Source organism: Halorarius litoreus (assembly GCF_024362405.1).
GTDB lineage: Archaea > Halobacteriota > Halobacteria > Halobacteriales > Haloarculaceae > Halorarius > Halorarius litoreus.
In genome coordinates this window covers 3,632,303-3,655,956 of the sequence record NZ_CP101454.1, presented here as the reverse complement: position 1 = coordinate 3,655,956, position 23,654 = coordinate 3,632,303, and the positions used below count along the sequence as shown (strand labels likewise).

At 61.4% G+C, this 23,654-nt stretch carries 24 protein-coding genes; 11 read left to right on the top strand and 13 right to left on the bottom strand.

All coding sequences use genetic code 11. From position 1 onward, the window contains the following. Positions 1 to 127: 127 nt before the first annotated feature. A complete protein-coding gene (locus NL126_RS19165; protein ID WP_255196490.1) occupies positions 128 to 841 on the bottom strand; it encodes an alpha/beta hydrolase family protein in 714 nt (237 codons plus the stop codon). Positions 842 to 887: 46 nt separating this feature from the next. Next, entirely contained in the window at positions 888 to 1,340 is a 453-nt protein-coding gene (locus tag NL126_RS19160) for a TRAM domain-containing protein (RefSeq protein WP_255196489.1), read from the bottom strand. A gap of 216 nt (positions 1,341 to 1,556) precedes the next feature. On the opposite strand from NL126_RS19160, the gene tnpA reads away from it, so the two are divergent. Then, positions 1,557 to 1,937, top strand: a complete 381-nt coding sequence (tnpA, locus tag NL126_RS19155) for an IS200/IS605 family transposase (RefSeq protein WP_255196488.1) — start codon at positions 1,557 to 1,559, stop codon at positions 1,935 to 1,937. Then, complete coding sequence (locus NL126_RS19150; RefSeq protein ID WP_255196487.1) at positions 1,934 to 3,208, top strand: RNA-guided endonuclease InsQ/TnpB family protein; 1,275 nt, start codon at positions 1,934 to 1,936, stop codon at positions 3,206 to 3,208. Before tnpA ends, NL126_RS19150 begins: the two co-directional genes overlap by 4 nt. A 93-nt stretch (positions 3,209 to 3,301) precedes the next feature. Here the strand turns inward: NL126_RS19150 and NL126_RS19145 are convergent, their stop codons facing one another. The 3 genes from NL126_RS19145 to NL126_RS19135 form a co-directional block, all read right to left on the bottom strand. After that, complete coding sequence (locus tag NL126_RS19145) at positions 3,302 to 3,700, bottom strand: PaaI family thioesterase (RefSeq protein WP_255196486.1); 399 nt, start codon at positions 3,698 to 3,700, stop codon at positions 3,302 to 3,304. A gap of 62 nt (positions 3,701 to 3,762) precedes the next feature. Beyond that, entirely contained in the window at positions 3,763 to 4,779 is a 1,017-nt protein-coding gene (locus NL126_RS19140) for a DUF1616 domain-containing protein (protein WP_255196485.1), read from the bottom strand. 41 nt (positions 4,780 to 4,820) lie between these two features. Beyond that, positions 4,821 to 6,821, bottom strand: coding sequence for a DUF4129 domain-containing protein (locus NL126_RS19135; protein WP_255196484.1), 2,001 nt, complete (start codon positions 6,819 to 6,821; stop codon positions 4,821 to 4,823). Between the two features lie 103 nt (positions 6,822 to 6,924). On the opposite strand from NL126_RS19135, the gene NL126_RS19130 reads away from it, so the two are divergent. Genes NL126_RS19130 through NL126_RS19120 form a run of 3 tightly spaced genes read left to right on the top strand, consistent with a single transcriptional unit; the run spans position 6,925 to position 9,726 of the window. Further along, on the top strand, positions 6,925 to 8,346 hold the full coding sequence (locus NL126_RS19130; protein ID WP_255196483.1) for a DUF58 domain-containing protein: 1,422 nt from the start codon (positions 6,925 to 6,927) through the stop codon (positions 8,344 to 8,346). A 19-nt stretch (positions 8,347 to 8,365) separates the two neighbouring features. After that, on the top strand, positions 8,366 to 8,851 hold the full coding sequence (locus tag NL126_RS19125; RefSeq protein ID WP_255196482.1) for a DUF8163 family membrane protein: 486 nt from the start codon (positions 8,366 to 8,368) through the stop codon (positions 8,849 to 8,851). Continuing rightward, the gene (locus NL126_RS19120) at positions 8,848 to 9,726 is read left to right on the top strand and encodes a DUF7982 domain-containing protein (RefSeq protein ID WP_255196481.1); all 879 of its coding nucleotides are present in this window, start codon (positions 8,848 to 8,850) and stop codon (positions 9,724 to 9,726) included. Before NL126_RS19125 ends, NL126_RS19120 begins: the two co-directional genes overlap by 4 nt. 19 nt (positions 9,727 to 9,745) lie before the next feature. Here the strand turns inward: NL126_RS19120 and NL126_RS19115 are convergent, their stop codons facing one another. From NL126_RS19115 to NL126_RS19095, 5 genes are all read right to left on the bottom strand, one after another. Then, positions 9,746 to 10,135 (bottom strand): type II toxin-antitoxin system VapC family toxin, encoded by a 390-nt coding sequence (locus NL126_RS19115; protein ID WP_255196480.1) that lies wholly within the window; start codon positions 10,133 to 10,135, stop codon positions 9,746 to 9,748. A gap of 1 nt (position 10,136) precedes the next feature. Beyond that, positions 10,137 to 10,373, bottom strand: coding sequence for an antitoxin VapB family protein (locus NL126_RS19110; protein WP_255196479.1), 237 nt, complete (start codon positions 10,371 to 10,373; stop codon positions 10,137 to 10,139). A 96-nt stretch (positions 10,374 to 10,469) separates the two neighbouring features. Next, positions 10,470 to 11,441: an AAA family ATPase gene (locus NL126_RS19105; RefSeq protein WP_255196478.1), complete on the bottom strand. Its 972-nt coding sequence runs from the start codon at positions 11,439 to 11,441 to the stop codon at positions 10,470 to 10,472. Beyond that, a complete protein-coding gene (locus NL126_RS19100; protein ID WP_255196477.1) occupies positions 11,434 to 12,486 on the bottom strand; it encodes a DUF4350 domain-containing protein in 1,053 nt (350 codons plus the stop codon). Before NL126_RS19100 ends, NL126_RS19105 begins: the two co-directional genes overlap by 8 nt. Continuing rightward, positions 12,483 to 12,761, bottom strand: coding sequence for a DUF8044 family membrane protein (locus NL126_RS19095; RefSeq protein WP_255196476.1), 279 nt, complete (start codon positions 12,759 to 12,761; stop codon positions 12,483 to 12,485). The genes NL126_RS19100 and NL126_RS19095 overlap by 4 nt, the downstream gene beginning before the upstream one ends. Before the next feature lie 608 nt (positions 12,762 to 13,369). Between NL126_RS19095 and NL126_RS19090 the strand changes: the two genes are divergently transcribed. Next, on the top strand, positions 13,370 to 14,188 hold the full coding sequence (locus tag NL126_RS19090; protein ID WP_255196475.1) for a glycosyltransferase family 2 protein: 819 nt from the start codon (positions 13,370 to 13,372) through the stop codon (positions 14,186 to 14,188). Positions 14,189 to 14,376: 188 nt separating this feature from the next. Here NL126_RS19090 and aglF read toward each other — a convergent pair whose 3' ends face one another. The 3 genes from aglF to wecB all read right to left on the bottom strand — a co-directional run bounded on the left by aglF (position 14,377) and on the right by wecB (position 17,349). Next, entirely contained in the window at positions 14,377 to 15,126 is a 750-nt protein-coding gene (gene aglF, locus NL126_RS19085; RefSeq protein WP_255196474.1) for a UTP--glucose-1-phosphate uridylyltransferase AglF, read from the bottom strand. Positions 15,127 to 15,459: 333 nt separating this feature from the next. Then, on the bottom strand, positions 15,460 to 16,320 hold the full coding sequence (locus tag NL126_RS19080; RefSeq protein WP_255196473.1) for a polysaccharide deacetylase family protein: 861 nt from the start codon (positions 16,318 to 16,320) through the stop codon (positions 15,460 to 15,462). Positions 16,321 to 16,326: 6 nt separating this feature from the next. Further along, positions 16,327 to 17,349 carry a non-hydrolyzing UDP-N-acetylglucosamine 2-epimerase gene (gene wecB, locus NL126_RS19075; RefSeq protein WP_434084173.1) on the bottom strand — a complete coding sequence of 341 codons (1,023 nt, stop codon included), beginning with the start codon at positions 17,347 to 17,349 and terminating at the stop codon, positions 16,327 to 16,329. Positions 17,350 to 17,776: 427 nt separating this feature from the next. On the opposite strand from wecB, the gene NL126_RS19070 reads away from it, so the two are divergent. From NL126_RS19070 to NL126_RS19050, 5 genes are all read left to right on the top strand, one after another. Further along, positions 17,777 to 18,397 (top strand): metal-dependent hydrolase, encoded by a 621-nt coding sequence (locus NL126_RS19070; protein WP_255196471.1) that lies wholly within the window; start codon positions 17,777 to 17,779, stop codon positions 18,395 to 18,397. Between the two features lie 322 nt (positions 18,398 to 18,719). Continuing rightward, positions 18,720 to 20,024 (top strand): prenyltransferase/squalene oxidase repeat-containing protein, encoded by a 1,305-nt coding sequence (locus NL126_RS19065; protein ID WP_255196470.1) that lies wholly within the window; start codon positions 18,720 to 18,722, stop codon positions 20,022 to 20,024. Between the two features lie 99 nt (positions 20,025 to 20,123). Next, on the top strand, positions 20,124 to 21,344 hold the full coding sequence (locus tag NL126_RS19060; RefSeq protein ID WP_255196469.1) for a carboxylate--amine ligase: 1,221 nt from the start codon (positions 20,124 to 20,126) through the stop codon (positions 21,342 to 21,344). 10 nt (positions 21,345 to 21,354) lie between these two features. After that, on the top strand, positions 21,355 to 22,167 hold the full coding sequence (locus NL126_RS19055; protein WP_255196468.1) for an FkbM family methyltransferase: 813 nt from the start codon (positions 21,355 to 21,357) through the stop codon (positions 22,165 to 22,167). A gap of 358 nt (positions 22,168 to 22,525) precedes the next feature. Continuing rightward, the gene (locus NL126_RS19050; RefSeq protein ID WP_255196467.1) at positions 22,526 to 23,572 is read left to right on the top strand and encodes a glycosyltransferase family 4 protein; all 1,047 of its coding nucleotides are present in this window, start codon (positions 22,526 to 22,528) and stop codon (positions 23,570 to 23,572) included. Positions 23,573 to 23,654: the final 82 nt, after the last annotated feature.

The following is a 23,654-nucleotide window of genomic DNA, read 5'->3' as shown; positions in this document are numbered from 1 at the left end:
TGCGGCGAGTCTCTGGTCAAGACGTAGCTGCAGCCGGTAGGCGCTCACTCGGTCGCCGCAAGTAGTTCTCAACATTCTACGTACTTCGGACGCCCAGGTACGCGGAGTGCAATTCACGGGCTCGCCGTCACGGTCGACTCCGCGCGAGCCACTCGAACATCTGGTCGCGCATTCGCCGCTCGGCGCTCGCGGAAAACAGGTGGCCCTCACCGGCAAACGTTTGGAGGAGTACGTCCGTCGCCAGCGCTCCCGTGGCGTCGAGGCTGTCCGACAGCGGAACGGTCTGGTCGTCGCTCCCGTGGAAGATGGCGACCGGAACGTCGAGCACGTTTGTGACCTCGCTGAACGGATGCCGGTCGAGGTCCTCGAAGAATCTCGCGTCGATGACGTATCCTGGCGCGTAGCTAATCTCGCCTTCTTGCTCCACGAGTCTCCGTGCCTCGTCGAACGTCCGGTTGTACGTGACGGGCGCCCGCGTCGCGACGGCTTCGATGCGGTCGTCGCCGATCGCCGTGTGCAATGCGGTCTTCGCGCCGAAACTCGACCCGAACAGCACACACGACGGCGGGTCGAAGAACGCCAGTACCGCTCGCAAATCGTCGATACGCGACCCAAGGGTCGCATCGACGAACGCACCATCTGATTCGCCACAGCCACGAAAATCGAATCTGACGGCGTTGTACCCCTCTGCGACGGCACGCTCACAGCGCTCCTCGTAGCTCCCCTCTTTGTCACTCACGAAGCCGTGACAGCAGACGAACCACGCGTCGGACGGTGCCGGGTGGTGGACGGCGACGACTCCCTCACCGTCGGCAACCGAGATGACGTGGCGTTCGGTCATACACAGAACTTGTTGTGTACCAGCGTAGTCCTTCCCGTGTGTCGGGTTATTCGTAGTAGGCTTCGCGACTGACGACCTCGGCGAAGCCGACCGTCTCGGCGACGTCCGTGATCTCGATGGTCACCCGCTCACCTTTCTCGGTGTCGGGAACGATGACGATGTAGCCGCGGTCGACGCGGGCGATGCCGTCGCCCTGCTCACCGATGTCGTCGATGTCTACGGTTCGCTGGTCGCCCTCCTGTACCGGTGGGGCTGGCGTGTTTGCGCGCTCGTGCTGATTGGAGGTTGTCGCTGGCGTCGGTGCGTCGGTCTGGGCTGGCGCATCGTTCGATTCCGCCCCGTCCGCGTGTGGGGCAGAAAGCAGGCCCACTCGGTGAAGCTCACCGGATTGCACTGCGCCCAGTGTGACCTCTCGTTTGGGTACCTCGATGACGTACGAGCCGTCGCGTTCCTCGACCGTCGCGTGGAAGAGACATTTGAGTTCGTCAGAAACGTTCATTTGCAGAGTACCTTCTCTGAATAGAATCCTAGCACTGCCTTCATCGTACCGATACAAGAAATTGCCTCTCTGTGCAGTAGTTACGGAAAATTCGAGGCGAAAGCCTCGTCCTTCAGGGCGAGGATGAAGCCGACCAACAGTATGCAACCGCCGACGATGGCATAGACGGGGTTCCAAAGCAATCTTTAAGCCGTTTAACTGTGATAGTATGCATAGATGGTAAAGAGTACCCGTCACGCGAAATACGAACTCTACTACCACATAGTGTTCGTGCCGAAATGTCGGCGTTCGCACCTGACGGGGAAGACGGAGGAACGTCTCGAAACCATCTTCGCGGAAATCTGTGAGGACAAAGACCTCGAACTGGCCGAGGCCGAGGTCATGCCCGACCACGTACACCTGTTCATCGGGAGTCCCCCCAAGAACGCCCCGTCCCTCATCGTCAACTGGGTCAAGGGTATCTCCGCGCGGAAGTACAATCAGCGGTACGACGACCGCGTGAAGTGGACTCGTTCGTACTACGTCGGTACAGCGGGGAGTGCCTCAAAGGGCGCTGTCGAACAGTACATCGCTGAACAGGAAGGTGACGACTCATGAAGCGCGTCAACACCTTCGAGGTCGTTCCACAGACCGAGACCGACAAAGAGTGCCTTCTACGGCTACTCGATGCGTCCGCTTCTCTGTGGAACGAACTGACCTACGAACGTCGTCAGAACTACTTCGGGGACGGCGACGTGTGGGACACTTCCGAGTACCGAGGACGCTACAACGGCGTCGTCGGAAGCGCGACTGTCCAACAGGTCACGCGCAAGAACAGCGAAGCGTGGCGGTCGTTCTTCGCCCTCAAGGAGAAATGCGAGTACGCCAACCCACCGTCGTACTGGGGCAACGAGGATGACGGCCGCGAACTCCGCACCTACATCCGATGCAACCAGTACACGATTGAGTGGGGGAAGCGTAGCCGTCTCGAAATCCCTGTCGGGCAAGAACTGAAAGACGAATACGGACTCGGCTACCACGAACGACTCCGCCTCGAAGTCCGAGGCAACCCGAAGTGGGACGGCAAACAGGGTCGTCTGGAATTTGAGTACGACGAGGTTAGCGACACGTTCAGGGCTTTCCAACCAGTCACCGTACCTGATTCTCGACTGGATTCACCACTGGCTTCCGAAGAAGCCGCCCTCGACGTTGGCGCGAACAATCTCGTCGCCTGTTCCACGACTACTGGGAACCAGTACCTCTACGACGGTCGTGAGTTGTTCGGACGGTTCCGCGAGACGACGCGAGAAATCGCCCGCCTACAGTCAAAACTCCGTGAAGGGCGCTACTCCTCGAATCGGATTCGACGGCTGTACCGACAGCGGACGAAGCGCCGTGACCACGCACAGAACGCGCTGGTACGCGACCTCGTTGAACGGCTGTACGACGAGGGTGTGGCGACGGTGTACGTGGGCGATTTGACCGACGTGCTGGAAACGCATTGGTCGGTCAGGGTGAACGAGAAGACGCACAACTTTTGGGCGTTCAAGAAGTTCATCCACCGCCTCGCGTGCGTCTGTGAGGAGTACGGCATCTCTCTCGAAGCCGAGTCGGAAGCGTGGACGAGTCAGATGTGTCCCGAGTGTGGCGACCACGAGAAGACGGTTCGCCACGAGGATACGCTGACGTGTCCATGTGGCTTCGAGGGGCACGCCGACCTCACGGCGTCAGAGACGTTCCTTCGAGAAAACAGCGATAGCGAACTCAGGCCGATGGCACGGCCCGTGCGATTCGAGTGGGACGACCACGACTGGTCGGGGAAACCATACCCTCACGAAAGTCCCAAAGAAGTGCGCACGAACCCGCAAGTTGCCTCCGTGGGTCGGTAGCCGAACCCCCAACGGAGGAATCCTCGCGCGTTAGCGCGGGGAGGATGTCAACTACCGCCAGACAGCTCACTCGTGTGGACTGTCCCACGTCGACTACCCGTCGCGACAACTGGATTTGAACGAGCCACGTGCGAGGGTCACGGTCGTTTCAGGAGACTCCACGACCACGTCCACGGTCCCGACGCTCGACCCACTGCGAGTCGCGGTCGCTGTCGCCGTGAGGTCGTCGACCGTGGGAGCGAGATAGTCCTGCCGGAGGTCGATGGTCGGTGTCGTCGCGAAATCGTTCGCCGCGGAGACGGCCCAGTAGCCAACCGAGTCCGCGAGCGACACGATAGCGCCACCGTGAGCGACCTGCGTCGACGGCGAGGCGGAGATGGCGTCGGTGAGTGGGAGTCGTCCTCGGGCGTGCCCAGGTTCGACCTCGAGAATCTCGATACCGATGGTCTCGTAGTACGGTGGGAGGGGAAACTCGCTCGGGTCGATGTCCATAGCCCATCCGTACGCCGAAGAGAGATGTGGTCTCGGCCCCCGAACTGCTGTGTGCGAGACGGCTACGCCGCGTCAGCTTCGGTCACGTTCACCCAGAGATGCACCTCGCGATAGGCGTTGTCGACGGTCGGGTTCTGTGCCGGCTGTCCCTTGTAGAGGAAGTACGTCAACCGCAGCCGGTCGCCCGTCATCGTCGGCGCGACCGAGTGGTTCAGCTGCCACGTCTCGTTGTGCGGGAGCGTCGTCTGGAACGTGCGCAACCGCTCTTCTTCGAGCACCCGTGACTCGTTGTTCTCGAACGTGACGTTCTGGACCGCGACCACGACCGTGTAGTTCACCGTCTGATGCTCCTGATTCCCGACCCCGACGTACAGCGACCGTGGCTCTCCAGCGGTGAAGTTCTGCGGGTAGTCGTCAGCGACGAGCTCGCCGTCGTCGCCTTCGGTCAGGAGATACAGCTCCGTGAACTGCTCGCCCTGTTTCGGCACCGCGACGGCATACCCCACACTGCTGACCGCGAGCAGGATACTCAACACGAGCAGGACGTTCAGCGCCGCGTCCGCCCGGGTCTCGGGCTCGAACAGTTCGGCCCGACCAGCGGCGGCCCACTCACGATACGGGACAGCAAACCGCTCTTCGGCAGGGAGTTCGTTGCGGCGGTACGTCCCGAGGCCCACGGCGACGAGCGTGAACCCACTCACTGCGACCATGATGGGCACGAGCCGGATTCCCCACGGCGTGAAGTTCAACACGAGGCCGATGAGCGGCACGATGGCGATGGACGTCCCGAACGACAGGGCAACGCGCTCGATGCCGTCGATACCCCCCTCGTCGAGTTCGTCGTCGTCCTCGTCGTCGACCGGCCCGCTCCCCGCTTCCGGAAACAGCGCCGCGATGAACGCGTAGCCCGGCACGAACAGCACGAACGGGAGCCCGACGACGATGCGCAGCGGCGTCTCGCTCACGATGGGGAGGAACACGGCACCGAGCGTGACGACGACGAGTGCGACGATCGCGGCGAGGTCGGCTGGCACCGCACGCAGCCACCCGGGGACCAGCAGTCGCCATCGCGATGTCATTGGTTGTCGAAGTGGTTAGTCCGGTAAAAGCGAGTCGGTCCTCAAACGAATCGGGCCGCCTGTTCGAGCGCACGCTCTGCATCCGTCTCGGACACGCCCTTCCGATCGAATGCGGCCCGTTCGTACAGCGACGTCAGGGTTTCGAGGGAATCCGAGTGTTCGAGTCCTGCGGCGTCACACGATCGGAAGAACTCCCAGTGCGTCGCATCGTCGCTGCCGAGTCCGCGCGCGTGGAGTCGCTGTCGAATCGTCGTGTACGCTCGCTCGACGGCGGCACCTGCGTTCTCGTCGACCGACGCCCGAGCCGGGGCCAGTGGGTCCGATGACGATGGCTCCGACTCCGCTCCTGCCGTCGTCGGTGCCGGTTCGACTCCCCCGCCAGGTTCATCTGGCCCAGTATTCGACTCGCGAAGCCACCACCAGCCGCCACCGAGGCCGAGGAGCACCAGTAGCAGGCCTGCCGCGGCAACCGCGAGGGTGTTGCTCGCGAGTAACTCCAGGACACCGTCGCCACCGTCCGCGTTCGCTGCACCCGGTGGCAACGTCACCACATCCGACGCCGACGCGTTCTCGAGATTCGTCGTCGGCTCATCGTAGGAGACGGCCACTCGGTAGCGTTCCTCTGCGGTCCCCGAAAGCGTCACCGAGTAGCTCCCGTTTCGCCCCGTAACCGCGGTCGCCATCACACTCCCATTCCGTGTAATCTCGAGTTGCTGGCCAGCCACCCCATCACCGTCGTCGGTCGCAAGCCGACCCGTGAGTTCGATGCTCGACGCCGAGGGCTCGGTATCGAGCGTGAGATTCGTCCCGGTCTCGGTCACCGTCATCTGTGCCGTGTCGTTCGAGCCCCCGATAGCCCGCCCCTCCAGCGGCACGGTCACACGCAGGGTCTGAGTTCCCGTTTGAACGGATGCCGGAAGCACCCCCGTCAGCGAGTATCGGCCATCCGCAGACGTGTTCGTCCGTGCAATTACCTTCCCATTCACGGATAGCACGACCGGAACACCGGGGACGTCACGACCGAGCGCGGTAACACGTCCAGAGGCGGTGACCGGCTCGTCGAACGCCACTCGGCCCGTGGCCGTCTCGACCGTTGTCGTTGAGTCGACCTGCTCGACGGTGAACGTGATGTTCGCTTGTGACCCAAGATACGTCGACGTGGCGTTCGGGACGTATCGCACAGTCTGATCAGACGTCCCCGTGGGCATCGTCACCGGGCGGTACTCTGCCGTGAATCGCCCTTCGTCGTCCGTCTGTGCCAGCAGTCGCCGTCCGTTGAGCCGCAGCACGACGTCTCGATCGGCGACGGCGCTGCCGTTCTCCGTTACCAGCCGCCCATCGAGGACGAGCGGATCGATGAACGAGACACGGTCGGAGCGAGCGGTAATCGTGAGGGTCGTCGCCTCGAACTCGAGGCGGCGAATCTCCTCTTGTCGCTCGGAGACGTTCGCGACCGTCTCGTTCACGGCTGCGGACCCCTCGGACATATCTACCCCCGACTGATTCTGGATATCTGTGTAGGCTTCAGTGAGTTCTGCCTCAGTCGTCGAGATGTCCTCTGAGAGGTCGTCCAGTTCCCGAGCCAACCGCCGTGCCCGCTCCTCGTTGCCGTTGCGCCGCGCCTCCTGGTACTCCTCGTACTTTTGGTTGTACTCGCTGACGTCGGAGACGAGTTCCTGCTGGCGCTGCTGTGCCGTCTCGAACGACTCAGCGCGGTCCTCGGCGTCTGTCTCGCCCGCGACGTCGACGTACTTTCCGTACTGGTCCTGGTACTCCTGACCGACCAACTCGTTCGCGAGGTCGTACTGGTCCTGGCTCAACTGGACGGAACTCCCGGAGAGTCGCTGGGCCATCCGTTGAGCGAGCGCGGACTGCACCCCAAGCAGGTCGCCGTCCTGGTTCGTCTCGTCCGGGTCGATGTGTCGGGTCTCGTTGGCACTCGGCGTCGGCGTGTCCTCCTGTGCGGCCCCCACGGCGGCGAACGGCGCGATGGCGGCGAGGACGAGGACGAGTATCAGAGCCGGACCGAGCGAACGCGTCACTAGTCCAATCAGACGTGGCGGCGTACTTAGGCGTGTCCACTCTCGGTGTTCCTCGTCTCGAGTGGACCGACAACCTTCTGTCCCCCCGGTCACACGTTCGGCTGTGTACGGGTCGCGACGCTTCTGGACGACCGCCACCGTCGGCGTGCTTCTCGCTGGGGTGGCCGTCCTCCTCGACCGACCGGAGCCGATCGTGGGCGCTGCAGGCGTCGCCGCGTGGCTTCTCGCGACCCAACTGGTCGCCGTTCGGGCGTTCGAACAGGCGACCGACCTCGATATCACCTACAAGACGCAACTGCGACGGGCTGCTGTCGACCAGCCGGTCGGCTGTCGGTTCGTCGTCGAACGCTCCGCCCCTGGCTCGACCACCGTGGAGGCGACAGCACCCATCCCACTCGCCGCTCGCGGCGCCACTCGGGCCGACCGCACGGTTACGCTCGCGCCGGGCGACACCCGCGCGTCGACTACCTTCGAGCTCTTGTTTCCCGTCGCCGGGCGCTTCGAGTTCGACGCTCCGAAGATGGAACTCACCGATGCGTTCGGCCTGTTTACTGAACGTCTCGAACTTGGGGAGGGGCCACACGTTAGTGTGAACGCCGAGGGACCACGCGACATCCACGTCGGACAGGGTGGCGAGCGTATCATCGCTGCGTTCGGCGAGCACGCCACCGACCAGCGCGGTGCCGGTCTCCAGCCCGAGGAACTGCGTCAGTATGTCGCGGGCGACCCCGCCGACAGCATCGACTGGAAGGCGACCGCTCGACTGAACGAACCGTACGTCCGTGAGTACCAGGCCGAGACCGACCGCGAGACGCTCATCGTCGTCGACCACCGGGACGCGATGGACCACGGCCCCGGTGGCGAAACGATGCTGGCGTACGCCCGCGAGGTCGCGATCGCGGTGGCGGAATCCGCAGCCTCCGCGTCGGACCCGCTCGGCCTGTACGCTGTCGGCGACGCGGGGCTCACCGCTCGCCACCCGCCGAGCACCGCCCCGAGTGCGTACACGACCATCCGGTCGCGGCTGCAGGCACTCGAGGCTACCGAGGCGACGACGGCATCGTCCCCAGCGACCGAACCCAGCCGCGCACATCGCGCAGTCCAGACGCTCCGTGGAGACGACTCCGCGTTCGCCAATCAGCTCACCCCGTTCCTCGACGCGGGCGACGCCTACGTTCGCCGGCTCTCGGGGGACCCGCTGTTCGGCACCGTCCAAGAGCTCGTGACGGACGCCGACTCGAACCAGTGGACGGTCATCGTCACGCACGACGGTGACCCTGCCCGACTCCGGGAAGCCGCAAAACTCGCAGCGAGTCGCTCTGCGGCCGTCCTCGTGTTCGTCACGCCGACCGTCCTGTTCGACGCGGACCGGGACCTGGATGCGGCGTACGACCGCTACGTCGCGTTCGAGGACCTGCGCCGCGACCTCGACCGCATCCCCCGGGTGACGGCGTTCGAGGTCGGCCCCGGCGACCGCGTCCAGCGGCTCCTCGCCCAGCGCCGGACCCGAACCACCGGAACCTAAGACGCCAACCCGAGTTCCCATGACCGAACACATGCCCGACCGACTCGCGACGCTCACCGCACGCGTGACACCGACAGCCCTGGGCGCGGTCGGCCTGCTCGCGACGGTGGCCGCGCTCGCGGTCGTCGCTGGCCCGCTCGGAGCGGTTGTGGGCGTCGGGCTCGCACTCGTTGGCCTGTTCGCCCCACCGGTCGCCGTGTTCGGACTGGGACAGGCTGCACTCCTCGCGCTCCTCCCGTCTCCAACGCCCCTCCAGCTCGCGCTCGTCGAGGGCGCGCTGTTCCTCGTGCTCGTCGGTCCGGCGACGAAGTCTGCGACGGGGCGACTCGTCGCGCTCGGCGCACTCCTGTTCGCCGGGCTCGGGACCAGCGTGTGGTACGGCGCCCAAACGTTTGGCATCCAAGCGGCTGGAATCGCACTCCTTCTCGGGGTTGGGGTCGTCGCATACGTATTGCATCGGTACGAACGGGTCGTCGTCGGACTGGCTGGAGGTGACGCCGCGTGAGCGTCGAGGACCTCGCCGAGAACGGCGCCGACCACGACAAGCCACCCGAGGAACTCGACGAGTCTGACCTCGAAGCGCGAATCGACCTGCTCGAAGCCGAGAACGAACGCCTTCGAGAGCTGTACGCGCAGACGCGGCGGTCGGCCTACCGACGGACCGCACTCGGCCTCGCCGGTATCGGTGTCGTTGCAGCGGGCGGTGGGTTCCTGTTCCCGGCCGTCCGCGACGTGCTGTTCATCCTCGCGGCCATCGGCCTGTTCGGCGGGCTGCTCACCTACTACCTCACCCCCGAGCGGTTCGTGGCGGCGGACGTGGCCGAGCGCGTCTACGATGCGCTCGCGACCAACGAGGCCGACCTCACGGCCGACCTCGGGCTCAGCGACGACCGAGTCTTCCTGCCCGACGACACGACCGCGACGCTCTTCGTCCCCCAGAACGCCGCCGACCCGCTTCCCGACTCGGAACGAATCGAGGGGCCGCTCGTCGTCACCGAGGAGACGCGCGGGCTCGCGCTCGTGCCCAGCGGTGCGCGGCTGTTCGAGGAGTTCGACCGCACGCTCTCGGGCCCGCTCGCGGACGCTCCGGGTCCGCTGGCACGGCAGGTGACGGATGCGCTCGTCGAGGCGTTCGAACTCGTCGACGGAACGGACATCGACCTCGATGCCGACGACGGCCGGCTCACGGTCGGGGTTCGGGGGAGTGCCTATCCGGATGAGTTCGACAGCCCGCCCGCGTCGCTACTGGGCGTCGCGATAGCTGTTGGACTCGACCGGCCGATTCGCGTCACGACTGCGCCCGCTGAGGATGTCGATTTCACCGTGACCTGTCGATGGGACGTGGTTGACGCCTCCGATACCTCTGCTGCCGAGGCCTGAGCTGCGCCATGACCCAGTTTCAGTAGGTTTCGACCTCGACGCCAAGCCGGTCGAAGTCGGCGACGTTCCGTGTCAACACTGGCTCATCCACGATCTCGGCAGTTGCGGCGATGATGACGTCGCCGTCGCCCACAGGCGTCCCCTCGTTCATCAACTGCCCTGAGAGGCGTCCGGCTTTTTGCATTACGGGCGAATCAGCGGGATGAACCGGCTTTGACGCGAGGACTCGCTCGATTTTCTCTCGCTCGTTCTCGGACTGTTCAGCCCTGGCAACCCCGTAGTATAATTCGAAAAGCGTTATCGACGATAGCCGCTGTTGGACGAGGTCTCGTTCTAGTTCGGTGGCTTTCTCGACCGCACCGTCGTCACCATTCATGAGGTCGATGAGAAACGACGTGTCGAGCAGCACGTTACGCGCCCCGCATCCGGTCGCCGACCGATTCGAGATCCTTGTTCCGACGCTCTCGCCGCTCTTCTATAGCCTCCTCGAGTTCCATCGTCTCCTCATCGCTCAGGATGCCGGCGAGTTCGAGTAGCGACCGCTCTCCAGCCAGTCGGAGCACCACCTCAGAGAACGTTTCGTCCTCGCGTTTGTGTGCCGCAAGTCGCTCGTAGGCGTCATCCGAGAGGCGGATGCTCTTCGACATATGCATACAGTTGTATGCAGTCGGTGAAAGGGTTTTCCCAGCGAGGTTGAGCTACCGAAGTACGTGGGCGTTCTGTTTCTCGTGTATGGATGGTTGTCAGTCCAGCGCCGCCGCCGACACCTCCTCGGCACCGGGTGCGGACACCGCCCCGAGCACGTCGTCGATGACCTCCCCTGTCGTCTCATCCGCGAGCTGCGCGTCGGTCGTGAGCACGAGCCGGTGGCGAAGCACGGGCTGGGCGAGTGATTTGATGTCGTCCGGGATGACGTAGTCGCGGCCCTCGATGGCTGCACGAGCCTTTCCGGCGTTGAGGAACGCGAGTGTCGCCCGCGGCGAGGCCCCGTGTAGGATGTCGGGCGACTCCCGCGTCGCTTCGACGATGTCCAGGATGTACTCGCGGACGCGCTCGTCGAGATACACCTCTGCGACCGCGTCCTGTGCTTCGACGATGTCTTCCGGGGTCGTCACTTGCGTCGCCCGGTCGGCGTCCAGTCCGGGGTCCGAGTTGAACCGGTCGAACAGCGCGCGTTCGTCCTCGCGGTTCGGAAGGTCGACCGTGAGCTTGAGCTGGAAGCGGTCGCGCTGGGCTTCTGGGAGACTGAAGGTCCCCTCCATCTCGATGGGGTTCTGCGTCGCGATGACGATGAACGGCTCCGGGAGCGCGAGTGTCTGCCCCTCGATGGTGACGCGGCGCTCCTGCATCGCTTCGAGGAGCGCGGCCTGCGCCTTCGGCGTCGCACGGTTGATCTCGTCGGCGACGACGGTGTTGGCGAACACCGGCCCCTTCCGCAGTTCGAACTCACCGAGCTGCTCGCGGTAGACGTTCGTCCCGGTGATGTCCGCGGGCAGGATGTCCGGGGTCATCTGGATGCGCTGGTACTCCAGGCCCGTCGTCCGGGCGAACAGGTTCGCCATCGTCGTCTTCGCGACGCCGGGAACCCCCTCCAGCAGGACGTGGCCCCCGGTCAACAGCGAGACCGTCAGCCCCTCGATGATGTCCTCGTTGCCGATCAGCACCGTCCCTGCCTCGTCGCGAACGGCGTCGTACAGCTCCGCCGGGCTACTCATTGTCGTCCTCCTGCGGGTTCCTCCCCCATACACCTGTCGTCAGCCGCTTGACGCGCTCGGCATCCCAGCCCCGCTCCCGGGCGAGGTAGTCGGCCACCCGGTCACCGTCCGGGGTATAGCGCCGAGAGTCGCTCTCACCACGTCCAAACAGTCGGCTGCCCCCGAACACCAGTCCGATAGCGAGCGCGACGACGCCACCCTGCAGTGCGGGTGAGCCGCGGACCTGCAGGACGGCGACGGTCAGCGGTGGTTGCCCGTCCGCGTGCGAATAGTCGAGCAGGACGGTCTCACGGTCGAGGAGGTTCGCGGTGAACTGGCGGTTGTCCTCGCGGTCGAGCATCGCGTTGATGAACAGACTCGGGTCAGAGACGGCGACGACGCGGCCCGCTCCCACCGATTCGACCGTGGCGACCGGATACGAGCGCAGGGGCTCTCCGTCGTCGATCTGCTCGTTCCGGTTCGCGTCGAGGTACGCGAACTCGGAGGTTCCTACGAGTACGGTCGCGTCGTTCGGCTGCACGACGGTCCCGTAGTTGAGCGCCACCGATTCGACGTCGTCTGTCAGATTCCCGGTCGTGTTCGCGTCGGTGACGTTGTCGGCGACTGGAAGGGCCGGGGCACGTTCGTAGTTCTTCTCGTCGCGGACGATGCGTCCGTCGAACCGCGCGGTCGCACCCACCGATTCGAGCAGTGCGTTGCCGTTGGGACCGAAGTCCTCGGCGACGACGAGCGTTCCTCCGTTCCGAACGAACTGTCGCAGCGCTTCTGCGTCGCGCCCGTACGCCTCGTTCGGTGAGAGGACAACGGCGACGGTCTGGTTCGGTTCGGCCGAGCCGTACGCGCTCGTGTTGAGCACGACGGTCGCGTTCGCGCCGCCTTCTTCGGCGACGTCCTGTAGTTGGCCGGCGCCGTCCCACGCGGTGTTGTAGACGCCGAACGCCGCCGACGAGGTGCTGGCGGCGACGACCACGGCGACGAACAGGACGACGGCGAGCGACGCCAGCAGTGCTCGCGGATAATCGACGGTGACGCCGAGGACCTTCATCCGAACACCCCCGGTGGCAGGATGGCGAGGATGCGCCGCACGACGATGTAGCCGAAGACGACCAGTCCGAGGCCGATGAGCCACTTGAGCCGGGAGCGCCAGCGGGGCGTCACCTCGAACGGGGCGGTAAGCTCGACGACGACGAGGAAGCCGATGAGCGTGACGACGAAGAACAGCTCGTACGACAGGGAGTCCAGCAGGGCAAGTACGAGCGCTGCACCCAGCATCCACGCCACTTGTGCATGGATGAACCGCTGTCGGCGAGCCGTCGACATTACCGTGGTATTCGAAGGGGAGGGTTAGAAGCTGTCGGGACGGAATGGCGAACCGTCCACTGTCGATTCGTAACACCGGTCGTCCGTCTCCGGCGCAACGAGCCCTGGGCTCAGAAGTGGGTCTGGATGCTCCTCATGTAGTTGTCATCGGTGGGCGGTTCCTCATCGAAGTTGCGAGGGGACTACCTGCGACGCTCTTACCTGTTTGGACAGTTGCAGGTACACCTTTGAGAACCACAGTCCACCGACCAGCACGCGTTGCTAGCCGACCGGGGAAGATCAGGTCACAAGATGTACTTTCGATACAGAGTATTCTCCATCGTTAGCGGACTCTCCAGGTAACGGTGTGTCATCGGTATAACAACATCCAAATATATCAGAAATTATGACATTACTCGCCAAGCGGAGGGTACCGAGGCCTCTGAATCCTCGTTGATGAAGGATGATACAACCGGCTTTAAGCCCACGTATAACCGGAATGGGCGACTATACGTTCGACGGAGACACCGCGGAAGATACCTACAACTGTCGGCTGAAGGTATGATACTTCTAAGAGCATGATAATTTCAAAGTAACAATATCTAACTCGAAATATTTACCTGTAGTATATGTCCCGCGTTCACCACGGGAATCCACCACATCAACAGCTCCCGGACCACGGGGCAGATGCGCAGTCAGCCGATGCTGCGTCATCGACTGAGTCGGCTGAGATCATGATTGGTATTCCGGCGTATAATGAGGCGCCAATGATCGGTAGCGTGGTACTCGGGGCGAGGGAGCACGGTGAGGTGGTGGTTGTCGATGATGGCAGTACGGATCGAACGGCTGAACTCGCGAAGGCGGGCGGTGCTAACGTTGTCCAACACGAGACCAACTCTGGAAAAGGCCAATCGATCAAGACGCTGCTCAGCGTGGCTCAGGAGGCTGATGTCGATGCGCTCGTGTTACTCGATGGTGATGGACAACATTACCCCGAAGATATCAGAAACGTCGTCAGACCAATCCTCGATGGGGAAGCGGATATCGTCGTCGGGAGTCGGTACCTCGAGCGCCGGCGTAAGGAGGAGACACCGAGCTATCGACGGGTGGGCCAACGGTGTCTGGATCTCCTGACGTCGAAGGTGACCGAACTGGACGTAAGTGACTCCCAGAGTGGTTTCCGCGCGCTCTCAGAACACGCGATCGAACGAATCGACATTCGGACTGATGGGTTCGCTGTCGAGAGCCAGATGCTAGCGGCTGCCACGACTAACGGACTCCGGGTCACCGAAGCACCGATCGACGTTCGGTATGAAAATATCGAAACGGACCGACGTAACCCGGTGACGCACTTCCTCTCTGTTGCCCTGCCACTCCTCGTAAAACTCGTCTTACAGCGGTACCAAGTGGGTGAGTACGTAACACGAGGCCGTAGACGGTTGAAATAACACCGCAGCGTGGTTGCCTGAAGCTGACCGAGTCCGAGTGCCCTGACGTTTACATCAGAGACAGAGCATCCGCCCCTGGTTAATTGAATGTGTGCAGCACACGAGCGTTCCGTTCGTCAGCGTACTCGAACCTGCCCACACATGGGACAGTCGAGGGCCACAGCCTACGTCACAGTCCGGAACGGCTCCTAGTGCACCGTACTCGAGAACTCGTCTGATTGTACTGACGCTGCCTGGAGGCGTTGTTCCACCTCGTCTCGGTCTTCCGGATACCCAATATCCTTTCGCCACCCCTGCAATCGGATCGCATCAATCGTCCGCCCGCTCCGAATTAGCAGGTCGATCGCTTCGCTGATTTCGTATTCTCCCCGGTTCGAGGGTTGAATCAGCTCACAGGCGGGGAAAATCGCTGGGGAGAGCGTATAGAATCCCGTCATGACTAGGTTCGATGGTGGCTCGTCCGGCTTCTCGATCACCCGCTCGATCTCACCGAAATCGTTCGTCTCACAGACCCCATACCGACTCGCATCCTCGTACGGCACCTCCTCGATGAGGAACGCCGCGTCAGCCCGCGCCTCGTTTTGACGCCGCACGACGTCGCTCAGGTTGGCCCGAAAAATATTATCTCCAAGCATCAACATGAAGTCGCCATCGATGTGTGGTCGAGCGGTGAGCAACGCGTGAGCTAAGCCCTTCGGCTCTCGCTGATGCGAGAAGGTAATCGGAACCCCAGCATACTCGTCCCCGTAGTACTTGATAATCTTCTCTTTTTTATATCCCACTACGATGATGAACTCGGTTGCCCCGAGTGTTCTCAAGGTCTCCAGGCAGTAGGTGAGAATCGGCTTGCCGTCGACCTCGACCATCGCCTTCGGTTTGTCGTCCGTAAGCGGTCGCAGTCTCGTCCCACGACCGGCTGCGAGCACTACCGCTTTCATGGCGTACTTTCAGTCTGCCTGGGAGTCGTATTGTTATACCCAACATATCCCTGATTGCCTCGGAATACCCGCTCACGACGCATTGCTCCCTTCTGGTCCACTATTAGACAGCGTGCAGTGGTCAAGGAAGCAGCGAACCGGAAAACGCCTGAGGGGACGCCATGCAGGCCGAATCACCACTCCTCACGCAAGCGGGGACGGCTGCCGTACCGATTCGATACCCGAGATCTGCGGGTAAGTGCAGCAGATACTGGAGTTCTGTACGTGACCATTCATGTTGGGCACATGAGCCGGAGACAGTTCGAACTGCTCTTGGCTGTCGGCGGACAGCTCTCACGACTGAAATCGCTCGCAGAGGGCCCCCGGAGGCCCAACCCACGCCCCCAACTCGAGAGCTCGCTCGATAAGCCACCGATACAGGAATCGGAACCCCGGGAACTCCTCTTCGTTGAAATATCGTGGATGCCAAAGAACTGTCATCACCGCCTGGTGATCTGCTGCTTCGGTGAGTAACCGGTCGCACACCGCACGACGCGCTTCGACGCTGGAGTGCTGTTCGAGCGCCTGCTCCATCAACGTGAGCGGGAACACGAGGAAGTCATCGTCGAACGGCGTCACGGGATGATATCCGTGATGAAATCCGTACCGCGTACTGTCGCCCAGACTTGCGTCGTAGTCGAGCCCGATCGCCCGGTGGTGTCTCCAGGTTTCGGGGATTGATAGGCGGAGGTAATGCTGCCGCCCCCCGACGACATCGGTCCCTGCAACTGCTTCTAGCACCTCTTTCTCGTGGTGCAACCGCGCTCGATCGTCGTACGAGTGGAACGATCCATGAATCCCGATCTCCCATCCACCAGCGTCGAGCGTTCGGATCATGTCTGCAATTGCTGGTGACGTGACGTCGTATCGGCCGAGAAACTGGACCCATTCGATTGGGCGGAGCCATCGTCTCGGCTCCCACGTCTGCAGAATGTGTTGTTCGTTGAGGAAGTAAAACGCCGAGGTCACCCCGAACTCCTCTTCAATCGCCATGATGTCCTCGAATTGCCAGTACGGATTCACGGAGGGAAGCAACGACTTCAGATGTGAGAGCGACCGCTCAGCCTGCGTGTAGTAGAGCGTGTGGTGGAGCCGCTTGTATGGCCGATCTACGTCGTGTGTGAGACACAAGTAAAAGGTGTAGTCGTCGCACATTGCCCCTTACTGATCCCCAATGACGTCGACGATCTCTTTCGCTGCCGTTCCACCTCCGTACAGGGTCGGTTTCTCCGAATGAGACACCTCAGTACGCAACTCGCGACTGATCGCATCTCGATCTGCGCCGACGAGGACATTCCATCCACACTCGACGGTTTCCATCCACTCGGTCTCATCACGAAGTGTCACACAGTGAACATCAAGGTAGAACGCCTCCTTCTGCACTCCCCCCGAGTCAGTTGCGATGCGTTCGGCCCCGTGCAGCAACCGCACGAAATCCAGATACCCCACTGGGTCGATTAGGTGCAGCGAATCGGTGGTGCGCTCCCAGAGCCCGTGCCGCTGAAGCGCCTCGACCGTACGTGGGTGGGCGGGAAACACGACTGGAAGGGGCGCTGTTGCTAGCCCCTCGATGATGGCGCTGAGTCGACGCTCGTCGTCGGTGTTGCCTGGGCGATGGACCGTCGCCAGAATGTATTCGCCATCTGCATAGCCCAACTCGTCGAGGACTGTCGATTGGGCAAGAGCGCGCTCTTTAATCTGGAGCAACGCATCGTACATCACATCTCCGGTTAGATAGACCCCATCGAATAGCCCTTCATCGTGGAGTATCTTGACTGCCAATTTACTCGGGGCACAGAGGCGGTCGGAGATGTGGTCGGTAACCACTCGGTTGACCTCTTCGGGCATCTCCCAGTTGTGACTCCGAAGTCCGGCTTCGACATGAACGAGCTGCGGGCTGCGTTTCGCCGCAACCAGCGCTGCAGCGAGCGTGGAGTTCGTATCGCCGTAGACGAGGACTGTATCGGGGGCCTCTTGCTCGATGAGCGCATCTAGCTGAGTCATCATCTCTGCGGTCTGTTCGGCGTGTCCCCCTGAGCCCACACCGAGATTGTAGTCCGGCTCGGGAATCGGCAGCTCGTCGAAGAACACTTGCGACAGTACGTCATCGTAGTGCTGTCCTGTATGGACGAGGACTTCCTCGTATGAGTCAGGCAGTTCATTGGAGACTGGAAAAGCCTTGATGAAATGCGGACGGGCGCCAACGACTGTTAGGATATGCATGGTTCGTGATAGATTATCGGTCCGATTCGCTGACTTCACCGGTCGGTTGCCCGCTATCAACTATTGTTATCACCTGCCTTCATCGATTGGAAAAATTAGCGCCCGCCGGAAAATATAACATTATTTACAACTAATGTGTGCCGCTCGCGCGACTGCGGCCTGTCTAACCAGCGAAAGTTGATTCACTGATTCTCTGCATCAGGGTCGTTTCGCCCTGGAATACGAGTCTCTTCGGACTGCTTCAGTGAGTAGTCGACTCAGTGTCTCACAGTGGGAAATCCGGAATTATTCTAGGTACACCGTTAATAACGAAATAGCTCTCCGCGCGCCGTTACCGTGTATGAGCGATGACCACCTGTCGAAGCGGGGCTGGGGTGGGTGCTGAGTCATGTGGCCCTGGGAACATCTTGCCGTTGGGTATCTCCTCCTCTCGCTGTACTGCCATGGCCAAACGGGGGCACCACCGACAGACGCCGCCGTACTCACGGTGGCGTTAGCAACGCAACTCCCTGACCTCATCGACAAACCCCTCGCCTGGCAGTTCAATGTCCTATCTGGCACTTCGATCGCGCATTCGATCCTCGTCGCACTCATGCTCGTCTTCGTCGTCGGCATTGTCGCTGGTCGCGTCGGGTACCCATCCGTAACCGCGGCATTCGCGATCGGCTATCTATCGCATCTTCTCGGCGATCTCGCCTACCCGATGCTTCTCGGCGCCGGCCATTTCGCGTGGGGAAAAATCCTCTGGCCTGGCCCCCAACGGGTGGTCTCGAACCCAGGCTCCATTGCATCAAGCCCCGTCAGTAGCAACCCACCCAATGGTGCCGGTTTCTTCTCACAGCTCATCCACCGATTGGGCGAATTCGGCTCGTTTCTGGGCACGCAACCTGGACTCGAGTATCTCCTTATGGATGTCCTTCTCGTTGCGACGGCGGCGACCCTCTGGCTGCTCGATGGGCACCCAGGTGTACAGCTTCTCGCCGAGATGATCCGTCCTATCTCAAGCTGAGGCAGTCTGGACGGCTGTGAACTTCCACTTCTTTCGGCGACTAGTTGTTGTATAGGAGATTATCTCCACATCCATATTTCCAGGCGTACCCACTGCAGTACCGACAGTTACTGGGAGAAACGCTTCTGCGTGCGTGACCCGATTCCTGCAGGGCTTTGCCCATTTCACGGGCTACGGGCCAGGACCCTCCCTCTCCAAGCGGTTGCCGGTTCAAGACATCGATACCCGACGTGACCAATCATTGGGGAGTCCTCTGAAACGGAGTCGATCGTAGGTCGACTCCTCTCGATAATTATCTCATTACAAAGTAGGACTCCAGCGCGTGTTCAGGAACATGTCGCGATCCGAATCCCGGCCCTCGACGGTCAACGTCGATCCTGCGGTGGATATCCAACACACGCTTGCCGACACTCTAGCGTACGCGCGACAACGTGAGTACGCCGGGTGGGATTACGTCGATGGCATGAGCAGTCGGCTGCTCCAGGCGCTCCCAGTGGAAAGCAAGTGGCTGAACCTCGCCGTCCAGGAGACCGTCAAACGTGCGCCGATAAATCTCCGGCCGCTGTTCCTGGTCGAACAGCGGCGCAACTTCAAGGGCACCGCGCTGTTCGCAATGGCGAACCTCACCGCGGCGGATGTCATCGATCACCAGAGCCAGAACATAAACGGGGACACCCCTGGCTTGAAACCTGTCGACTATCGAAACGAGGTTCGACCACTGCTCGATTGGCTCATCGACAACCAGAGCAATGGATTCAGCGGCTTCTGTGGGGGTCACCAGCACACTATCCAAGGACTTCACCATCAAGGCCCGATCAACGACCCGGACTTAGTCTCGACGTCCTATGCTGTCAGGGCTTTACTCCGGGGAGCTACACTCGACTGCGAATACGCGAAGGTCGCCCGCACAGCAGTCGAGTGGGCCGTCGATGACATGGAGTATCGCGAGGTGGATGCCGGGGCAAAAATCACGTACTACCCAAAGCATCCAGACGATGCATACACCCTCAATGCCGGAGCGATTGCAGCCCGGATGTTCATCGACCTGTATGCCTACTTCGACGATGAGTCACTCCTGAGATACGGCGAGGAGCTCCTCCGATACATTGCCAGCGAACAGACCTCTATAGGAGGCTGGTACTATCGCGTCCCGGCCGACTCGTCGCATCTCTCGATGGACAACCATCACAATGGGTTCATCATTGAAGCTTTCCAACGCCACCGGGATGTCACCGGGTCATCGATGTTCACATCCACATACGAGCGCGCCCTTGAGTTCTATCGGACCACCTTGTTCGATGCGTCGGGTGCGCCACATTGGGACGAGACGTCCGAGTATCCCCGTGATATCCACGCAGCAGCACAAGGCATCCTCGTGTTCACGTACGCTGGGGAGTTCGACTTCGCCCGGCAGATCATCAGATGGGCGTGCCAGAATCTGTCGGATGGCGATGGCCGGTTCTTCTTCCGCCAACACCGCTTCTACACGAAGCGAATCACGCTCATGCGATGGTGCCAAGCGTGGATGGCCTACGCGCTTTCCGAGTATCTTGCCGCCCGATATGGACCCGGCGTCAACCAGTTCGGACGGACCCATCCCAGTGATGCGACACGCCCCGAATTCTAGCACTTCAACCTGCTCTAACTGAGTCCGCCGAGCCGTATCCTTCCTACCAGTTCTGAAAGTGGCGCATACTAAGATGTACCTACGTCCATCGGTCGTGCTATGGTTGGAGCCCGTGTCCTCGTGCTGGACGCTCAAGGACAAAACGCACTGGCAGTCATCCGCACGTTAGGCAGAAAGGGCCTCTCGGTGACCGCGGGTGGAAACAAACGCTATCTCCCAGGCATGCTCTCGAAGTACGCTGATTCCTCGTACGTGCACCCCGATCCCGCCGCGGACCAATCGGCGTTCGTCGAAGACCTCACCCAGCACCTCGAGGAGAACAACTACGCTGCCGTCTTCTGCGTCACGGACTTGATGACAGCGATTCTATCCAAACACAAGGAACAACTCGAGGCAACGGGGACAAGAATTGGCGTTGAAGACTGGGAGACGTATCTCCTCCCAAATGATAAGGGCCGCCTGTTCGAGCTCGTCGAGGACATCGACGTTCCCGCGCCGGAGACCACCGCCCCGGAATCGCTGGACGAAATTGCCACCATCGACGCCGACCGGTCGCATACAGTCGTCATCAAACCACGGCGCACGACGTATATCGATGCGGATGGCAAGAGCCATACGAACCGGATTGCGGGGACGAACTACATCGGTCCGGAGGAAGATCTTTTCGAACGGTATTCTGAGATCATCGACAGCAACGTCGCGCTCCAAGAACAACTCCCACTTGTCCAAGAGTACATCGACGGTCTAGAGACGGTCTGCACCGTCGGTCTTGCAGACGGCGACGGCCTCGTCGCCGTGTTCCAGCACGAGAAATACCGGGTGTATCCACCCTCCGGTGGCGTGGGGTCCGTGCGAAAAGGCATCCACGAACCGAAGATGCGGGAGTACGCCGACCGGATCGTTAACGCACTCGGGTGGGTCGGGCCAGTCCACGTCGAGTTCATGCGGACGCCCGCAAACGAGTTCTATCTCCTCGAGGTGAACGGGCGGTATTGGGGGTCGACGGCGTTGACAGTCAACAGCGGCGTCGACATCCCCTGGTTACACTATCAACAACTCGTTGACCCAGAGGCGTCGATTCGACGGCCAGATGGCTATCGGACGGATGTCAAACAGCGGAAGTTGTTCTACCAGGACATCCTCTGGCTGCGAGAAAATCTGTCACAGGGGAATTATTGGGCCATCGCTCCGTTTATCACCTCCTTCGCAACTACACGCGAAGAAACGCTTGACCCGTCTGACCCGTTGCCTGCACTGGGCATCATCCCACGGAGCATAGACGTGGTCCGGAGTATGCGATCTGGAGGGTCCGTGTATTGAACAGCCTGCAATGACGTGGTCCCGCTCCGTTCCAGCCCGGGCATGGGACGTACTGGAACGATATGGCGTTGCCACAGCGCTCAGACAGACGTATCTCGTCCTCCGGATGTGGCCTCATGGCTGGCGGTATCGGATCAACGTAGGTAACAGCGCCGCCGAGATGGCGGTCTCGAACTGGTTCGAGTACAAACGCGTCCGGCAGCTCCACGGCGAGCGTGCAGTACTCGGACAGTTGCTATCTGATCTCGACGGCGATACCGTGTTCTGGGATGTCGGGGCGAACGTTGGAGTTTACAGCTGTCTCGCCGCGAGCGTGCTGCCACAGGGTGCCGTCGTTGGCTTCGAACCAGAACCGAACAACCAGGCGCGGCTGCGGGAGAATCTCGCCAGGAACGATCCGGAGTGCAAGTGGCATGTCGCACCGGTCGCGCTCTGGGATGCAGATGCGGAGTGCCAATTAGCACTTGATTTTTCCTCGGAGTTCGACCAGGTCGGTGCCGGCCATTACTATTTGTCGGACGCAGAGGGCCAAGAGATCGACTGCCGTCGAGCGGAGACGATGATCCAACAGGGGTACCCCCACCCAGAGGTGGTGAAAATCGACGTACAAGGTGCAGAGCTACCAGTCTTGCGTGGGTTTGGGGCGGCGCTTGAGGCTGTCGAAACGGTCTATCTCGAACTACACACGAACAAGGCGAAGCGATACGACACGACCGTCGAGGAGACGGAGCAGTACCTCCGCGAGGCCGGCTTCTCGGTGACTCCGCTCGGGAAGCCTTCGGGGTTCAGAACCGGCGTGTACCACGTTCGCGCGAGTCGGTAGCTAATCGTCACGTCGAGGAGTGGAGCCCTGAGAGGCGTCGATCATTATCTCACTGACCTCTCCCCCCCTCGGTCCTTACTCACCGATATCGTGGACTCTACTAGCAGGTCATCACCGCAACAGTCGTTTGCTGGGTTCGGGGTAGCTTCAGTACAGTCTCCGGCTGGCGGCCCAACACAATCCCCCCCCAATTGGCGGTTTCCTAGACTTCGCATTCCGGGTGTAAGCCCGAAATAACAATTCGCGTCTCTGTTGTTCCTCCGTAAATCTACTCATGGCGTCCCCAACCGCAGTCGCACCCGAACGAGAGACGACGAATGCGCCAGCGGACAAGAGCTCGGTCCCTCCCGACGGCAACATGAGCCTTCTAATCGTCGGACCGTTTCAACGCGGCGGTGTACACAACTACATCCAGCAACAGATCGACCAACTCAGTGGGCGGGTCGCTGTATCGACCCACGACACTCGCGTCCCACCTCTCGGCGCCGGGCGACTCCGGAACCTCCGCGCTGTCCTAACCGGCCTGGCCGCGTTCCTCCAGTTCACGCGCCGGGACCAACCGGACCTTGTCCACATCCACACGTCCCACCGGTTCTCGTTCTATCGCAAGTCACTGTACGTCTTTTTCACCAACCTGGTGTGGGATGTTCCAATCGTTCTCCACGTCCATGGCTCCTCGTTCGACGAGTTTATGCAAACCGACTCCTCTGTCGTGGCGGCCATCCAGCGGCGGGTGTTCGACGCGAGCGACGGCATCATCGTGCTGTCGGAGTATTGGAAAGACGTCGTCTCACGTCAATCTGACCGTTCCAAGATACACGTATTACCGAACGCAGTCGATCCGGAGACGTTCCCTGCCGATCCGACGAGTGAACCACCACATATCGTCTTCGTCTCCAATCTTATCGCCCGAAAGGGTGTGATGGACCTCGCTGCCGCCATCGAACGGGTTGCCGAGCGATACCCAGGTTCGGTCCGCGTCTCCATCGGTGGGGACGGGCCCCTGGCGGAGAAGATTCGACGACTCGAGGAGGAGTACGACGAAGTGACGTATCTGGGCTATCTCTCGGAAGTCGACAAACGGTCTCTCCTTGGAGACGGATCGATTTACGTGCTACCGACGTACGCGGAGGGACTCCCGTTCGCGCTCCTAGAGGGGATGGCTGGTGCGAACGCTGTCGTCTCCACCTCGGTCGGTTCAATCCCAGAGGTGATTGGCCCAGAGAACGGCATCCTCGTCACGCCCGGAGACATCGACGAGCTCGTTGACGCAATCGAGACGCTCGTGACCGAACCGGAACGACAGAGACGAATGGCAGAGACCAACAGACGAGCTATCGAACGGCAATACTCGTGGTCTCATGTCATCGATGAGCTCGTCGAGATCTACGACAGTCTGGTCTGACCGGTCGATGTGTTGACGGCCGTTCTCGAAGCTCATCTCGTCCGCAGAAACTCCAGTCATTTCATCTGGATATGCGTCCACA

Bases quoted from the DNA above. Each gene is read 5' to 3' on its own strand.
- NL126_RS19165 (WP_255196490.1), bottom strand. From the start codon at position 841: ATGACCGAACGCCACGTCATCTCGGTTGCCGACGGTGAGGGAGTCGTC.
- NL126_RS19160 (WP_255196489.1), bottom strand. From the start codon at position 1,340: ATGAACGTTTCTGACGAACTCAAATGTCTCTTCCACGCGACGGTCGAG.
- tnpA (WP_255196488.1), top strand. From the start codon at position 1,557: ATGGTAAAGAGTACCCGTCACGCGAAATACGAACTCTACTACCACATA.
- NL126_RS19150 (WP_255196487.1), top strand. From the start codon at position 1,934: ATGAAGCGCGTCAACACCTTCGAGGTCGTTCCACAGACCGAGACCGAC.
- NL126_RS19145 (WP_255196486.1), bottom strand. From the start codon at position 3,700: ATGGACATCGACCCGAGCGAGTTTCCCCTCCCACCGTACTACGAGACC.
- NL126_RS19140 (WP_255196485.1), bottom strand. From the start codon at position 4,779: ATGACATCGCGATGGCGACTGCTGGTCCCCGGGTGGCTGCGTGCGGTG.
- NL126_RS19125 (WP_255196482.1), top strand. From the start codon at position 8,366: ATGACCGAACACATGCCCGACCGACTCGCGACGCTCACCGCACGCGTG.
- NL126_RS19110 (WP_255196479.1), bottom strand. From the start codon at position 10,373: ATGTCGAAGAGCATCCGCCTCTCGGATGACGCCTACGAGCGACTTGCG.
- NL126_RS19105 (WP_255196478.1), bottom strand. From the start codon at position 11,441: ATGAGTAGCCCGGCGGAGCTGTACGACGCCGTTCGCGACGAGGCAGGG.
- NL126_RS19100 (WP_255196477.1), bottom strand. From the start codon at position 12,486: ATGAAGGTCCTCGGCGTCACCGTCGATTATCCGCGAGCACTGCTGGCG.
- NL126_RS19095 (WP_255196476.1), bottom strand. From the start codon at position 12,761: ATGTCGACGGCTCGCCGACAGCGGTTCATCCATGCACAAGTGGCGTGG.
- NL126_RS19090 (WP_255196475.1), top strand. From the start codon at position 13,370: ATGTCCCGCGTTCACCACGGGAATCCACCACATCAACAGCTCCCGGAC.
- aglF (WP_255196474.1), bottom strand. From the start codon at position 15,126: ATGAAAGCGGTAGTGCTCGCAGCCGGTCGTGGGACGAGACTGCGACCG.
- NL126_RS19080 (WP_255196473.1), bottom strand. From the start codon at position 16,320: ATGTGCGACGACTACACCTTTTACTTGTGTCTCACACACGACGTAGAT.
- NL126_RS19070 (WP_255196471.1), top strand. From the start codon at position 17,777: ATGTGGCCCTGGGAACATCTTGCCGTTGGGTATCTCCTCCTCTCGCTG.
- NL126_RS19060 (WP_255196469.1), top strand. From the start codon at position 20,124: ATGGTTGGAGCCCGTGTCCTCGTGCTGGACGCTCAAGGACAAAACGCA.
- NL126_RS19055 (WP_255196468.1), top strand. From the start codon at position 21,355: ATGACGTGGTCCCGCTCCGTTCCAGCCCGGGCATGGGACGTACTGGAA.
- NL126_RS19050 (WP_255196467.1), top strand. From the start codon at position 22,526: ATGAGCCTTCTAATCGTCGGACCGTTTCAACGCGGCGGTGTACACAAC.